The organism is Alterirhizorhabdus solaris, assembly GCF_007785815.1.
GTDB classification, from domain to species: Bacteria; Pseudomonadota; Alphaproteobacteria; order Sphingomonadales; family Sphingomonadaceae; genus Alterirhizorhabdus; species Alterirhizorhabdus solaris.
Genome location: NZ_VNIM01000104.1, coordinates 1 through 13,248, shown reverse-complemented (window position 1 = coordinate 13,248; position 13,248 = coordinate 1). Strand labels below are relative to the sequence as shown.

Below are 13,248 nucleotides of genomic sequence, written 5' to 3'. Positions count from 1 at the left end.
CAGCGGCACCGTCCGCACGATCCAGGTGACCGGATCGCAGCGGCTGGAGCCGGATACGGTGCGTTCGTACGTGAAGCTGCGACCCGGTGACGCCTATACGCGCGAGCAGCTCGATCAGGCGCTCAAGGACCTCTACGCGACCGAATTGTTCGCCGACGTGCAGATCAAGGACGACGCCGGCGCGCTGACCATTCAGGTGCGCGAGAACCCGGTCATCAACCGCATCGTGCTGGAAGGCAACAAGCGGCTGAAGTCGGAGAAGATCAACCCCGAGATCCGCCTCCAGCCGCGCCAGATCTTCACCCGCTCCAAGGCGCGCGCCGATGTCGGCCGCATCATCGAGCTGTATCGCCGGCAGGGCCGCTTCGCCGCCACCGTCGAGCCGAAGATGGTGCTGCTCGACCAGAACCGCGTCGACGTGGTGTTCGAGATCAACGAGGGCGCCAAGTCCAAGGTCCGCAAGATCAACATCATCGGCAACGAAAAGTTCTCCGATGGCGAGCTGCGCGGCGAGATGGCGACCAAGCAGTCCGGCCTCACCAAGATCTTCTCGTCGGGCACCAGCTACGATCCCGACCGGCTGGCCTACGACCAGCAGAAGATGCGGCAGTTCTACCTGACCAACGGTTATGCCGATTTCCGCGTCGTCTCCGCCGTGGCCGAGCTGACGCCCGACAAGCGCGACTTCATCATCACCTACGTGGTGGAAGAAGGCGATCGCTACAAGTTCGGCGACATCGACGTGGACAGCGAGATCCGCGACATCAAGCCGGAAACGCTGAAGGCGCTGATCCCGGTGAAGACCGGCGACTGGTACAACGCCAAGGTGATCGAGGACACGGTCGACACGATGACCGAGACGACGGGCCTGTTCGGTTTCACGCCGGACATCCGCCCCGACTTCGTCCGCGACAAGGAAAAGCTGACGATGTCGGTGACCTTCAAGGTCAACGATGCGCCGCGCGTCTATGTCGAGAACATCGCGATCAACGGCAACACGCATACCAAGGACAAGGTGATCCGCCGCGAGATGCGGCTGGCCGAGGGCGATGCATTCAACAGCTTCCGGGTAAAGCGGTCGCGCGACCGCATCCAGTCGCTCGGCTATTTTCAGGACAAGCTGGAGATCGAGCAGAAGCCCGGCTCCGCGCCGGACCGGGTGGTGCTGGAAGCGAACGTCGAAGAGAAATCGACCGGCGAGCTGCAGGTGTCGGCGGGCTTCTCCAGCCTGGAGAAGTTCATCGTCAACCTCTCGATCACCGAGCGCAACTTCATGGGCAAGGGGCAGGAGGTCCGCGCGAGCGTCGATTACTCGACCTACTCGAAGTCGGTGAACCTCGGCTTCACCGAGCCGTATCTGTTCGACAAGAACATCGCGCTGGGCGGCGACGTGTTCCGCCGCGACTATAACTCGTTCAACTTCGTCGGCAACGATCGCCGGACGAACTACAAGCAGACGACCACCGGCTTCCAGGTCCGCCTCGGCGTGCCGCTGACCGAATATACCTCGCTGGCGCTGCGCTACGGCCTCAGCCTCGACGATGTGACGCTCGACAAGGGCTCGTTCTACACCGATACCAACGGCGACGGCACGATCGAGTGCGACCCGCTGCTGGCCGGCCGTTACCTGTGCGACGCGATCGGCAACCGCACCACCTCGTCGGTGGGCTACAGCCTCGTGTTCGACAACCTCAACAACCGCATCCGGCCGAGCCGGGGCCAGCGCGCCGTGTTCAGCCAGGATTTCGCCGGGCTGGGCGGCAGCGTGCGCTACATCCGCACCCGGTTCGAGGGCGACAAGTATTTCAACGTCGGCTCGGGGTTCATCTTCAACACCCACCTCGAGGGCGGGTACATCAAGGGGCTGGGGCAGGACATCCGCCTGACCGACCGCTTCTTCCTCGGCGAGCCGCAGATCCGCGGCTTCGGTATTCGTGGCGTCGGCCCGCGCATCACCCGGCGGCAGTTCGTCACCGACCCCACCACGGGCGTCGCGTCGCTTCCGCTCACCTTCGCCGCCGACCAGAATAGCAGCACCGACGACGCGCTGGGCGGCAATGCCTATTATCTCGGTCATCTCGAACTCGAGATTCCGCTCGGTTCCGGCGCCAAGGAACTCGGGCTGCGGCCGTCGATCTTCGCCGATGCCGGTGCGGTGTTCAGCCTGAGGAACCCGGGTACGCTGCCGCCGCAGACGAACCCCATCACGCTGTATCGCGATTCGGCTGGCAACATCACGCGTCTGGCGACCGCTGCTGACGGCACGGCGAACACGCTGCAGCAGACCATCGGGCCGTTCGCCGAGCAGTATCAGGGCAATTCCGCGAGCCCCCGCGTGTCGGTCGGCATCGGTGTGAACTGGAATTCACCATTCGGACCGTTCCGTATCAACGTCGCCAAGGCATTGCTCAAGGAGCCGGGTGACAACACCAAATTGTTCAGCTTCAACGTAGGGACACAATTCTGATGAAGACCATGCTCAAGGCGCTTGCCGCGACCGTACTCGTCGCGTCCCCGCTGCTTCCCGCCGCCGCGCAGGTCGCCGCCGGTCAGGGCGTCGCGGTCGTCGATTTCGAGAAGGCGATCAACGACACCGCCGCGTTCAAGGCCGCGACCACCGCGATCCAGACGCAGTACAAGCCGCAGATCGACGCGTTCAACGCACGCAGCCAGGCGATCAACACCGAGCTGGCCCCGGCGCAGACCGAGATCCAGACGCTCCAGCAGAACCCGGCGACCGCCAAGGCGACGCTGGATGCCAAGGTGAACGCCTATCGCACCCGCGCACAGACCGCGCAGGCCGAGCTCGGCCGCCTGGCCCAGCCGTTCGGCCGCCCGACCGCTTTCGCTCGCGAGCAGGTGGCCGAGAAGGTCGAGCCGGCACTGCGTGCGGCGATGGCGGCCAAGCGCGTCAACCTCGTCATCAACCCGGAAGCGGTGATCCTGGCGACGCCGGGCGGCGACATCACGCCCGATCTGACCGCGCAGCTGAACGCGACGGTGAAGACCGTCTCGACGACGCCGCCGGCCAATTGGCAGCCCGGCCAGCGCCAGCCTGCCGGCCGCTGAACCGGATGAGCGAGGACGCGAAGGCGGCGACCGGCCCGCTGGATATCCGGCGGGTGATGGCGGCGCTGCCGCATCGCTACCCGATGCTGCTGGTCGACCGGGTCGAGGAGCTGATCCCCGACCAGTCGATCGTGGCGATCAAGGCGGTGAGCATCAACGAGCCGTTCTTCGCCGGCCACTTCCCCGGCCGGCCGATCATGCCGGGCGTCTTGATCGTGGAGGCGCTGGCGCAGGCCGCCGGCGTCCTCGCGGTCGAATCGCTGGGCCTCGCCGGCACCGGCAAGCTCGTCTATTTCATGGCGATCGACGAGGCCAAGTTCCGCACCCCGGTGGAGCCGGGCGTGCTGCTGCGGCTTGAGGTGTCGTTCGTCCAGAAGCGGTCGAGCGTGTGCAAGTTCGCCGGCCGCGCGCTGGTGGACGGCAAGCTGGCGGCACAGGCCAACTTCACCGCGATGATCGCCGACCCGCCGAAGGAGTGATCCTTTTGTCGGGTGGGTGATGATCCCGGAACGCCCTCACGGGGCCGATCGCGGAGGGGCGCTCGCCCTTGGATGGGCGTGACGCTTCCCTTCGGTCGTCCGCTTTCTTTCCGGGAGCCGCCCCTTCCCCCGAGTGAAGTCGAGGGGCGTCGAGGGGTGGGCGCCGTGTCTGGACTTCGCCAGAGCCATGGTGTTGCGGCACCATGCTCGGTTTCGTCACGCGCCGACCATGTATCCTTGGCCGGCACTCGAACGAGGGGGGCTTGTTACCCCTCGCGCGCCAGATAGGCGGCAAGTTCGCTTTGGGTGTTGATGTTCGCGGGGTCACGTTCCAGCGACACCCGTCTCGCGTCGATCGCGGCGATCCAGCTCCGCATCGCGCGGTCGTTGTCCCCCTCCAGCCATGCCGCCAGCCTGTCGGCATCGGCCGCGTGCCATAGCCCCAGCAGCGGTTGCCCCCGCACCACCGCGGGCGCGGGCGCGAGCCGGGCGGCAAGATCGAGCGGCAGGTCGGGCAGGTCGCATCCGCTGGTCAGCACCAGATCGTGCCCGGTGGCCCGCGCATGGGTGAGCGCGCCCGCCAGCGCGCCGAGCGGGCCGAGGCCGGGGCGGGGGCGATCCGCCACCGTGGTCAACCCCGGCCATTCGCGCCCGACGATCACCAGCGCGTCGCACTGCGGGGCAAGGCGGGCGGCGACATGCTCGATCATCGCCCGTCCGCCGATCGGTGCCGCCGCCTTGTCGCCGCCAAAGCGACGCGCCGCGCCGCCGGCAAAGATCGCGCCGAGGATGGTCATGGCCGTATGCGCCTCGCTCTTGGCCGGCATGGGCGGAGCGGCCTCATGCCACCTGATCCCAGGATCGGCCGTACGCGAATGAAACCGTCTCCCGTCCCGAGGCTACAACCACCTTTACTCAGCCCCCGATCTTCACGCGCACGCCGCCAAACACCCCCCGGCCCGGCGTCGCATAGCCGACCGCGTCCTGATAACGGCTGTCGAAGGCGTTTTCGATCCGGCCGAACGCCTCGATGTTGGGGGTGAGCGCATAGGCGATGCGCGCGCCGCCCAGCACATAGTCGTTCAGCCGCACGCGCAGCGCGGGGAAGGCGTCGAAATCGGTGTCGCGCCGCGTGCCGACATAGGCGAGCGAGGCGCCGAGGGTGAGCGGGCCGCTCGTCCAGCCGGCGGCCAGATTGCCGCTGTGGCGCGGGCGGCGCACCTCGCGCAGGGTTGCCGTGGCGGCGACCTGCTGGTCGCGCGCATCGATCAGCGTGTAGTTGGCGGTGACGGCGAGGCCGGCGACGGGCCGGACCTCCACGTTCGCCTCGATCCCGCGCCGGCGGCTGCGCCCGGTGGCGTTGGCGGTGGAGGACAGGAACGTCGCATTGTCGAACACGGACACGATCTCGTCACGCAGGCGGTTGCTGAACGCCGTCACCTCGGCCGACACCAGCGTCGAGGTGTAGCGCACGCCGGCCTCATAGCCGCGCGAGGTTTCGGGCGTGAGATTCGCGTTGCCGACGAAGTTGCCGGGAAAGAAGCCGTAGAGATCGAAGAAGGTCGGCTGGGCGATGCCCTCGCCGTAGCTGCCGACCAGCGACAGCCCCGGGGCGACCGTCAGAATGGCGCTGGCACGCACCGTGGTCTCGTTGGCGAAGCGGTTGAAGTCGTCGTGGCGCACGGCGACGTCGGTGGCGAGGACGCCGTTCCAGTCGGCGCGCCATTCACCGACGTAGGTCATCCGCCCGCGCGTGCGGCGCTGGTCGGTCGCGCCGAAATACTGCGTGTCGCTGGCGCGGAACGTCTCGTCCTCGCGTTCCAGCGCGCCGATCAGCGTGTGGCGGGTTTCGCCCAGCGACAGGCGATGGATCAGCTTGCCACCCACACGGAAACGATCGCCCGTCGTGCGGTTGAGCGGGGTGCCGCCGTCGCGGTTTCGGTTGTCGCTGGCGAGATACTGGCTCTCGATCGTGCCGCTCCAGGCTGCATCCGCATCGCGGCCCAGCGTCGCCCACGCGCGCACTGCGCCCGTTTCGGTGCGGCTGGCCTCGGCGGTGTCGGCACGCTGGAAGGTGACCGGATCGAGGCCGTCGAACTGGTTGTCATGCTCGATATAGCGCGCGACGATGCCCAGCTCGCCATCCGCGCCGGGGCGGGCGACGGCCTTGAGGCTGGCCGTCTTCGTCTCGAACCCGTCGCGATCGCCGCGCCCGCCACCCAGCGAGTCGATGCCGTCGCCGCGCAGGTATGCGGCGGAGGCTGACACGCCGACCGTCTCGCCACCCGTCACCAGCGAGGCGGTGCCGCGCGTGAAATCGCGGCTGCCATATTCAAGGGCGCCACTGGCGCGCGGCGTGCCCAGCGGATCGGGCGTCTCCAGCGCGATCACGCCGCCCAGCGCCTCGGACCCCCACAGCGCCGATTGCGGCCCGCGCACCACCTCGATCCGGCCGAGGCCGTCCGCGCCGAACGTCTCGAAGCGGGCCTCGTTGCCGGCGGCGGGATCGTTGAAGGCGATGCCGTCGATGAAGACGAGCGTGTGGTTCGCCTCCGCGCCCCGGATCCGCACCTGCGTCTGCGCGCCCTGCGATCCGGTGGTGGCGACCGAGATGCCGGGGGCCAGGCGGATCAGGTCGAGTGCGAACGGGCTGCCGAGCGCCTCGATCCGCGCCTCGTCGATCACGGTGACGGTGGCGGGCGACACCGCGCGGTCGACCGGCACGAGCGCAGCCGACACGACGATATCGGGGGCGGCGGGCGCGGCGGTGGCGGCAGCGGCGGCGAGAATCAAGGCGATGGTCATGGCAGTCCCCCAAACGACACATGTCGTCTCGGCGGACCGGCCGGGATTGCCCCGTGCCTTTCCACGCGCTTGCGGCTGGACCCGGCCGGGCGCGGACGACGGCGATGGCAGGTTCCAGACTGGCCACCCATCACGGGTGGCTTACTGTTGCGGGCACAGCGCCGGAATTCCGCCGGCTTCCCTTTCAACCGTCCCCGTCCCCCTGTCGGGGGCGGACGGCACCTTCGCTGCGCTGCGGCATGTTTCGGGCGGGGCTGCTTGTCAAGCCTCGGCGCCACGCCTTGTAAAGTGCGGCGCGGGCGGCTAGAGGCGCGCCTTCGCATCCCGGCTGGTCGGAAACCAGCCCTTCCCGGAGAATGCACGATGAAGAAGAATATCCACCCCGACTATCATATCGTCAACGTCCAGATGACGAACGGCACCGTGTTCCAGACCCGCACCGTGTGGGGCAAGGAAGGCGATACGCTGACGCTCGACATCGACCCCACCGTCCACCCGGCCTGGATCGGCGGACGCGGCGGGATGCTGGACGCGGGCGGCCAGGTGGCGCGCTTCAACAAGCGTTTCGGCGGCCTCACGCTCGGCAAGAAGTAAGCGGCGCGCCTTCGGGCGCGACGGAAACGACAGGCGGCGGATGGGGCGATGGCCCTGTCCGCCGCCTTTCTGTCCCGGGCCTAGCGCCGCAGCGCCTGCACCAGTCCCGCCGCGATCGACAGCGCGATCTCCGCCGGGCCGAGTGCGCCGATGGCGATGCCCGCCGGTCCGTCGATCCGCGCCAGATCCTCGGGCGTGAACCCCGCCGCCGTCAGCCGTTCCAGCCGTTTGGCGTGGCTGCGGGTGGAGCCGAGCGCGGCGATGTAGCCTGTGGGGGAGCGTAGCGCGGCGATCAGCGCCGGGTCGTCGATCTTGGGATCGTGGCTCAGCGTCACCACCGCCGTTGCCGGATCGGGGCGCAGCGCCGCCACAGCCTCGTCCGGCCAGCGATCGTCCAGCGCGATGCCGGGGAAGCGCTCGGCGGTGCGGAAGCGGTCGCGCGGATCGATGATGGTGGCGCTGATGTCCAGCCCGCGCGCGAACATCGCCAGAGGCAGCGCGATCTGCACCGCACCCACGATCAGCAGCCGGCGCGGCGGCAGGTAGCGGTTGACGAAGCAATCCGGCTCATCCGCCTCGCCTTCGCGGCTCTCCCCGCTCTCCAGATCGGTCGCGATCGCCAGCGCATCGCCCTCGGCGCGCGCCGCCATGATCCGGTCGAGCAGGGCGGGGGGGAAGCCGCCCGCGCGCAACGGCTGGACGATCACCTCGATCTCGCCGCCACACGGCAGGCTGGCGGACCACGCCGTTTCCTCCGCCACGTCGAAGCGCAGGCGGCGCAGGCTGCCGTCGGCGATCGTCTCGGCGGCGGCGGCAAGCACCTCGCCCTCCACGCAGCCGCCCGAAACCGACCCCTCGAAGCTGCCATCCTCCGCCACCAGCATGTGGCTGCCGCGCGGGCGCGGGGCGGACCCCCAGGTGGAGGTGACCGTGGCGATCGCCATCGGCTGCGCCCGCCAGCGATCGGCTGCATCCGCCAGCCGTTCCAGTTCGCTCCTGATCTCGTCCGGCTTCATCGGTTTCCTCGGCATATCATCATCGTGGCCGAACGCGCGAGGCAGCAAACCGCCCCATCGAGCGTTGCGCCATCCTTCGGCCACGGTTGTTGGCCAGAACGTGACCCTATGTTTCCTAAGGAGCCTCGATCCATGCCGAGCGACACGACTGAATCATCGATCGCATCGGCGGCGACGAGTGCGATCGATGTGGGCGTGAAGGTGAGCGAGATCGCGCTGGCCTCCGGTGTCGTGGTCGGCGCGCGGCTGTGGCTGATCGGTGCGGCGCTGCGCAATCCCTTCTCGGGCGACTATCGCGAGCTGGGGCGGATGGTGCCAGAAAAGGTCTTTGCGCTAGCCCAGTCCGGGATCGCCCTGGTCGACCGGATCGGCGCGGCGCAGCGCGACATGATGGCGCAGATGGTCGACTCCGAGAATCTCATCGTCGGCGGCGTGCCCACCCCGGCGACGCTGGTGAAGCTGGCGACGGAAACCGGCAAGCGGGGTACGCGGGCGATGATGTGGCCGCTGACCACCAGCGACGCCGCGCTTGCTCCGGTTCACCGCACCGTCACCTCCAACGCCCGCCGGCTGGGCAACGCCGCGCGCAAGGCGGCCTGAGCCTACGCGGGGTAATCCGCGCCGACGAAATACAGGCCATCGGGCGGGGCGTTGAGGCCGAGCGCGTCACGATTGCGGGCATCGCGCGCGGCGGCGAGGTCGGCGGCGGTCCACTTGCCCCGGCCCACCAGCATCAGGCAGCCGACCATCGAGCGGACCTGATGATGCAGGAACGACCGCGCCTCTGCGTGGACGGCGATCTCGGCGCCGTGCCGCACCACGTCCAGCCGCTCCAGCGTGCGCAACGGGCTGTCGGCCTGGCAATGGGCGGAGCGGAACGTGGTGAAATCATGCCGCCCCACCAGCGCCTGCGCGGCATCGTGCATCGCCGCCGCATCGAGCGGGGCAGCGACCTGCCATGCGCGCCCGGCGGCCAGCGCCAGCGGCGCGCGGCGGTTGGCGATGCGATACACATAGCGGCGGCGGATGCAGGAAAAGCGCGCGTGCCAGTCGTCCGCGACTTCTTCGCAGGCAAGAATGGCGACGGGATCGGGTCGCAGCAGCGCGTTCAGCGCCTCCATCAGGCGGAAGGCGGTGATCGGGCGGGCAATGTCGCAATGCGCCGTCATCGCCTCGGCATGGACACCCGAATCGGTGCGGCCGGCAGCGTGCAGCGCCACCGCCTCGCCGGTCACGCGCACCGCCGCCGCCTCGATCGCGCCCTGCACGCTGGGGCCGTGCGCCTGCCGCTGCCAGCCCATGAACGGGCGGCCGTCATATTCGATCGTCAGGCGGAAGCGCGTCACCAAAGGCGCGTGCCGGCGGGGAACGGGAAGCCGCGCAGCAGATCGGCCGGGGTCATCGCGCCGCGCCCGGCGCGCTGCACCAGCGTCGGCCGGATCGCGCCCGTGCCGCAGGCGATCGTCAGCGCGTCGTCCAGGATCTCGCCGGGTGCGCCGTGGCCCCCCGTCACCTCGGCGGCGAGGATACGCAGGCGTTCGCCCGCATGCTCGAAGAAGGCACCCGGTGCCGGGTTGAAGCCGCGCACCTGCCGCTCCACCGTCTCGGCGGGCCGGGTGAAATCGAGCCGTGCCTCGGGCTTCTCGATCTTGGCGGCGTAGGTGACGCCGTCTTCCGGCTGCGGGATCGGGGGAAAGCCGGGCAGGTCCGCCAGCACCCGCGCCATCAGCCGCGCGCCGGTGCGGGCCAGTTCGTCGGTCAGGTCGCCCGCCGTCTTGCCGGCGACCGGCGTCGCCTCGGCCAGCAGCATCGGCCCGGTATCCAGCCCGCGCTCCATCTGCATGATGGTGACGCCGGTTTCCGCATCCCCCGCCAGGATCGCGCGCTGCACCGGCGCCGCCCCGCGCCAGCGTGGCAGCAGCGAGCCGTGGACATTGAGGCAGCCGAACCGGGGCGCCGCCAGCACCGCCACCGGCAGGATCAGCCCATAGGCCGCCACCACCGCGACATCGGCGTCGAGCGCGGCGAACTCCGCCTGCGCGGCCGGATCGCGTAAGGTCACCGGCACATGCACCGGCAGCCCCAGCGCCTCGGCACGCTGCTGCACGGGCGAGGCGTTCAGCGCCTTGCCGCGCCCGGCCCGGCGCGGCGGCTGGCAATAGACCCCGGCGATGTCGTGCCCGGCGGTGACCAGCGCATCGAGCGTCGGCACCGCGAAATCGGGGGTTCCCATGAAGATGATCCGCATCCCTCTCTCAAACCCGTGGCACGGCGGCGCGCAAGCCCCTATCTGTTTCGGGCATGGCCTCTCCCGAAATCGATGCGCTCACGCAGGCGCTGGCGCGGTTGCCGGGTCTTGGTCCACGCTCGGCCCGGCGGGCGGTGCTGCACCTGCTGAAAAAGCGCGAAACGGCACTGGCGCCGCTGCTGCGCGCGCTGGAGACGGTGAACGCCCGGCTCGTCTCGTGCCACCTGTGCGGCAACCTCGATACGGTCGATCCGTGCGCGATCTGCACCGATGGCCGGCGCGACGCCCGCCTGCTGTGCGTGGTGGAGGAGGTCGCCGACCTGTGGGCGCTCGATCGTTCCCGATTGTTCCCCGGCCGCTTTCATGTGCTCGGCGGGCGGCTGTCCGCGCTGGAGGGGGTGCGGCCCGAGGATCTGACGATCGACGCGCTGGTGGGCCGGCTGGCGGCTGGCGGCATCGACGAGGTGGTGCTGGCGATGAACGCCACGCTGGAAGGGCAGACGACGGCGCATTACATCGCCGAGCGGATCGAGGCGTATCCGGTCCGCGTCACGCAACTGGCCCACGGCCTGCCAGTGGGCGGCGAGCTCGATTACCTCGACGAGGGGACGCTGGCGCAGGCGTTGCGCGCCCGCCGCCCGCTCGGCTGATTATTGACGGACGGGCGGCGCGACCCTATTTTTGATTGATGGCCATCCACCCCATCCTCGAAGCGCCGGACCCCCGGCTCAAGCTCGTCTCCACCCCGGTCGAGACGTTCGACGCCGCGCTCGGCACGCTGATCGAGGATATGTTCGAGACGATGTACGATGCGCCCGGCATCGGCCTTGCGGCGGTACAGATTGGCGTGCCGAAGCGCGTGCTGGTGATCGACCTGCAGGAGCCGGGCGAAGATGGCGAGCCGGTGCGCACGCCGCGCGTGTTCGTGAACCCGGAGCTGTTCGATCCCTCTGACGAGCGCCGGCCCTACAACGAGGGCTGCCTGTCGGTCCCGGATCAATATGCCGAGGTGGAGCGACCGTCGACCGTCCACGTCCGCTGGCAGGACGGTGACGGCTCGCGGCAGGAGGCGGCGCTCGACGGGCTTCTTGCCACCTGCCTGCAGCATGAAATGGATCATCTCGAGGGCATCCTCTTCATCGACCATCTGTCGAAGCTGAAGCGCGAGATGGTGCTGAAGAAGCTGGAGAAGGCCCGCCGCCGGGCTGCCTGAGCCGTCATCGCCGCGCGAATTGACGCCCGGCGCTTGCCAAAAGTCGCGGTGACCGCCAAGGTTCACTCTCTGTTCCGTCAGGGGTGATCCATGTCTGCGCTTTCGCTCATCGCCGTTCTCGTCGCGCTCGCCATCGGCCTGGGCTGCGGCTGGCTGGTCTGGGGGCGCGCCGGGGCGGCGCTGGCGGCCGAACGGAACGACCTGCGCGAGAAATTCGGTCGGGCCATCGCCGACCTCAACCTCGCGCTCGGCGAATCGCGCCAGCTCGGCCCGCTGCGCGAGGATCTGGCGACGGCGCGGCGCGAGCAGGAGGCGTTGCGCACCGACACCGCCCTTGCCCGGCGTGAGGCGGCTGACGCGGCGGCGGAGGCGCGCGGCCTCGCCGCCGATCGTGCGGCCCGGATCGAGGCGACGGACGCGCAAGCGGTGCGGCTTGCCGATGTGCAGGCGGCAGGCGCGGCGTTGCGTATCGATCTCGATGCGGCCCGGCGCGAGACGTTCGCCGCGCGCGAGGAATTGCGCGGCCTGCGCGCCGACCGCGAAGCGCGCGACGAGGCGGCCGAGGCACAGTTGCGTCAGTTGATCGAGGCCAAGGAGGCGTTGAGCGCCCAGTTCGGCGAGGTGGGCGCTCGGCTGCTCGATGCGGCGCAGCGCCAGTTCCTCGAACGTGCCGACCAGCGGTTCAATCAGGCGGGCAATGCCAGCGAGGAGAAGATCAAGGCGGCGCTGGCCCCGGTGGAGGCCACGCTCAAGCGCTACGAGGAAGGCGTCGCCCGCGTCGAGGAGGCACGCCGCAGCGAGCAGAACCAGCTGACCGGGCTGATCGACGCGATGCGGACCGGGCAGGAGGCCGTGCGCGGCGAGGCGGCGCGGCTGGTCAACGCGCTGCGCGCCGCGCCCAAGGCGCGTGGCCGTTGGGGCGAGCAGCAACTGCGCAACGTGCTGGAAACGTGCGGGCTTTCGGAGCACGCCGATTTCCAGACCGAGGTGTCGGTATCGGGCGAGGAGGGCCGCATCCGGCCGGATGTGATCGTGCGCGTGCCGGGCGGGCGGGCGCTGGTGATCGACGCCAAGGTGTCGCTCAACGCCTATCAGGATGCCTATGAGACGGTGGACGATGCCGAACGCCACCGCCATCTGGCCGCCCACGCGGCGGCAATGAAGGCGCACGTCAACGGCCTGGGCGGCAAGGCCTATTGGGCCGAGTTCGAGGAGGCGCCCGATTACGTCATCATGTTCGTGCCGGGCGAGCATTTCCTGTCGGCCGCGCTGGAGCATGACCCGACGCTGTGGGATTTCGCGTTCGGCAAGCGCGTCTTGCTGGCGACACCGACCAACCTGATCGCGATCGCCCGCACCGTGGCGGCGGTGTGGCGGCAGGAGAAGGTGGCCAAAGAGGCGAAGGCGATCGCCGGGCTGGGCAAGGAGATGTACGACCGGCTGGCGACGGCGGCGGGGCACCTGAAGAAGGTGGGCGGCGGGCTGACCACGGCGGTGAACAACTACAATTCGTTCGTCGGCTCGTTCGAGCGAAACGTGCTGAGCACCGGCCGCAAATTCCGCGACATGAATATCGAGACGGGCGCGAAGGAACTGGAGGAGGTGCCGCCGGTGGAGGCACTGGCCCGCTACGGCGACGAGCCGCTGCTGCCCGCGCCGGTGGAGCGCGAGGCCGCGGAATAGGCTTCAGGTTTCCTCGTCGTCCCAGCGAAGGCTGGGACCTCGGGAGGCGCGAGGTGCCCGTCAGGCGAAGATCCCGGCGTTCGCCGGGATGACGAGGAGGGGGCGCGGTGGTTGCGAGCGCAAACGGGGGCGGCTGACGGC

13 protein-coding genes and 1 riboswitch are annotated in these 13,248 nt (G+C 69.3%); of the genes, 8 read left to right on the top strand and 5 right to left on the bottom strand.

Annotated features, from left to right (window positions below; all coding sequences use genetic code 11):
* The 3 genes from bamA to fabZ form a co-directional block, all read left to right on the top strand.
* Positions 1-2,467, top strand: a 2,467-nt coding sequence (bamA, locus tag FOY91_RS18075) for an outer membrane protein assembly factor BamA (RefSeq protein ID WP_145154925.1), incomplete at its 5' end; no start/stop codon positions are given.
* The gene (locus FOY91_RS18070) at positions 2,467-3,069 is read left to right on the top strand and encodes an OmpH family outer membrane protein (RefSeq protein ID WP_145154922.1); all 603 of its coding nucleotides are present in this window, start codon (positions 2,467-2,469) and stop codon (positions 3,067-3,069) included. The genes bamA and FOY91_RS18070, both read left to right, overlap by 1 nt.
* Before the next feature lie 5 nt (positions 3,070-3,074).
* Positions 3,075-3,548, top strand: coding sequence for a 3-hydroxyacyl-ACP dehydratase FabZ (gene fabZ / locus FOY91_RS18065; RefSeq protein ID WP_145154920.1), 474 nt, complete (start codon positions 3,075-3,077; stop codon positions 3,546-3,548).
* A gap of 266 nt (positions 3,549-3,814) precedes the next feature.
* Here the strand turns inward: fabZ and mobA are convergent, their stop codons facing one another.
* Positions 3,815-4,345 (bottom strand): molybdenum cofactor guanylyltransferase, encoded by a 531-nt coding sequence (mobA, locus tag FOY91_RS18060; RefSeq protein ID WP_145154926.1) that lies wholly within the window; start codon positions 4,343-4,345, stop codon positions 3,815-3,817.
* Between the two features lie 118 nt (positions 4,346-4,463).
* Positions 4,464-6,353, bottom strand: a complete 1,890-nt coding sequence (locus FOY91_RS18055) for a TonB-dependent receptor plug domain-containing protein (RefSeq protein WP_145154918.1) — start codon at positions 6,351-6,353, stop codon at positions 4,464-4,466.
* A gap of 89 nt (positions 6,354-6,442) precedes the next feature.
* Positions 6,443-6,594: riboswitch (cobalamin riboswitch) on the bottom strand.
* A 122-nt stretch (positions 6,595-6,716) separates the two neighbouring features.
* Between FOY91_RS18055 and rpmE the strand changes: the two genes are divergently transcribed.
* Positions 6,717-6,947: a 50S ribosomal protein L31 gene (rpmE, locus tag FOY91_RS18050; protein WP_145154916.1), complete on the top strand. Its 231-nt coding sequence runs from the start codon at positions 6,717-6,719 to the stop codon at positions 6,945-6,947.
* Positions 6,948-7,027: 80 nt separating this feature from the next.
* Here the strand turns inward: rpmE and FOY91_RS18045 are convergent, their stop codons facing one another.
* Entirely contained in the window at positions 7,028-7,963 is a 936-nt protein-coding gene (locus tag FOY91_RS18045; protein ID WP_145154914.1) for an XdhC family protein, read from the bottom strand.
* 132 nt (positions 7,964-8,095) lie between these two features.
* Between FOY91_RS18045 and FOY91_RS18040 the strand changes: the two genes are divergently transcribed.
* Entirely contained in the window at positions 8,096-8,563 is a 468-nt protein-coding gene (locus tag FOY91_RS18040; protein ID WP_145154912.1) for a hypothetical protein, read from the top strand.
* Positions 8,564-8,565: 2 nt separating this feature from the next.
* Here the strand turns inward: FOY91_RS18040 and truA are convergent, their stop codons facing one another.
* Both truA and fmt read right to left on the bottom strand, forming a co-directional pair.
* Positions 8,566-9,309, bottom strand: coding sequence for a tRNA pseudouridine(38-40) synthase TruA (truA, locus tag FOY91_RS18035; RefSeq protein WP_145154910.1), 744 nt, complete (start codon positions 9,307-9,309; stop codon positions 8,566-8,568).
* Positions 9,306-10,211: a methionyl-tRNA formyltransferase gene (gene fmt, locus FOY91_RS18030; protein WP_145154908.1), complete on the bottom strand. Its 906-nt coding sequence runs from the start codon at positions 10,209-10,211 to the stop codon at positions 9,306-9,308. Before fmt ends, truA begins: the two co-directional genes overlap by 4 nt.
* A gap of 53 nt (positions 10,212-10,264) precedes the next feature.
* Here fmt and recR point away from each other — a divergent pair, with 53 nt between their 5' ends.
* The 3 genes from recR to FOY91_RS18015 all read left to right on the top strand — a co-directional run bounded on the left by recR (position 10,265) and on the right by FOY91_RS18015 (position 13,107).
* A complete protein-coding gene (recR, locus tag FOY91_RS18025) occupies positions 10,265-10,861 on the top strand; it encodes a recombination mediator RecR (RefSeq protein ID WP_145154906.1) in 597 nt (198 codons plus the stop codon).
* Between the two features lie 38 nt (positions 10,862-10,899).
* A complete protein-coding gene (def, locus tag FOY91_RS18020) occupies positions 10,900-11,424 on the top strand; it encodes a peptide deformylase (RefSeq protein WP_145154904.1) in 525 nt (174 codons plus the stop codon).
* Positions 11,425-11,514: 90 nt separating this feature from the next.
* Positions 11,515-13,107, top strand: a complete 1,593-nt coding sequence (locus tag FOY91_RS18015) for a DNA recombination protein RmuC (protein ID WP_145154902.1) — start codon at positions 11,515-11,517, stop codon at positions 13,105-13,107.
* Positions 13,108-13,248: the final 141 nt, after the last annotated feature.

Excerpts from the sequence above, each read along its gene's own strand:
- FOY91_RS18070 (WP_145154922.1), top strand. The coding sequence starts at position 2,467 with ATGAAGACCATGCTCAAGGCGCTTGCCGCGACCGTACTCGTCGCGTCC.
- fabZ (WP_145154920.1), top strand. The coding sequence starts at position 3,075 with ATGAGCGAGGACGCGAAGGCGGCGACCGGCCCGCTGGATATCCGGCGG.
- mobA (WP_145154926.1), bottom strand. The coding sequence starts at position 4,345 with ATGACCATCCTCGGCGCGATCTTTGCCGGCGGCGCGGCGCGTCGCTTT.
- FOY91_RS18055 (WP_145154918.1), bottom strand. The coding sequence starts at position 6,353 with ATGACCATCGCCTTGATTCTCGCCGCCGCTGCCGCCACCGCCGCGCCC.
- rpmE (WP_145154916.1), top strand. The coding sequence starts at position 6,717 with ATGAAGAAGAATATCCACCCCGACTATCATATCGTCAACGTCCAGATG.
- FOY91_RS18045 (WP_145154914.1), bottom strand. The coding sequence starts at position 7,963 with ATGAAGCCGGACGAGATCAGGAGCGAACTGGAACGGCTGGCGGATGCA.
- FOY91_RS18040 (WP_145154912.1), top strand. The coding sequence starts at position 8,096 with ATGCCGAGCGACACGACTGAATCATCGATCGCATCGGCGGCGACGAGT.
- fmt (WP_145154908.1), bottom strand. The coding sequence starts at position 10,211 with ATGCGGATCATCTTCATGGGAACCCCCGATTTCGCGGTGCCGACGCTC.
- recR (WP_145154906.1), top strand. The coding sequence starts at position 10,265 with ATGGCCTCTCCCGAAATCGATGCGCTCACGCAGGCGCTGGCGCGGTTG.
- def (WP_145154904.1), top strand. The coding sequence starts at position 10,900 with ATGGCCATCCACCCCATCCTCGAAGCGCCGGACCCCCGGCTCAAGCTC.
- FOY91_RS18015 (WP_145154902.1), top strand. The coding sequence starts at position 11,515 with ATGTCTGCGCTTTCGCTCATCGCCGTTCTCGTCGCGCTCGCCATCGGC.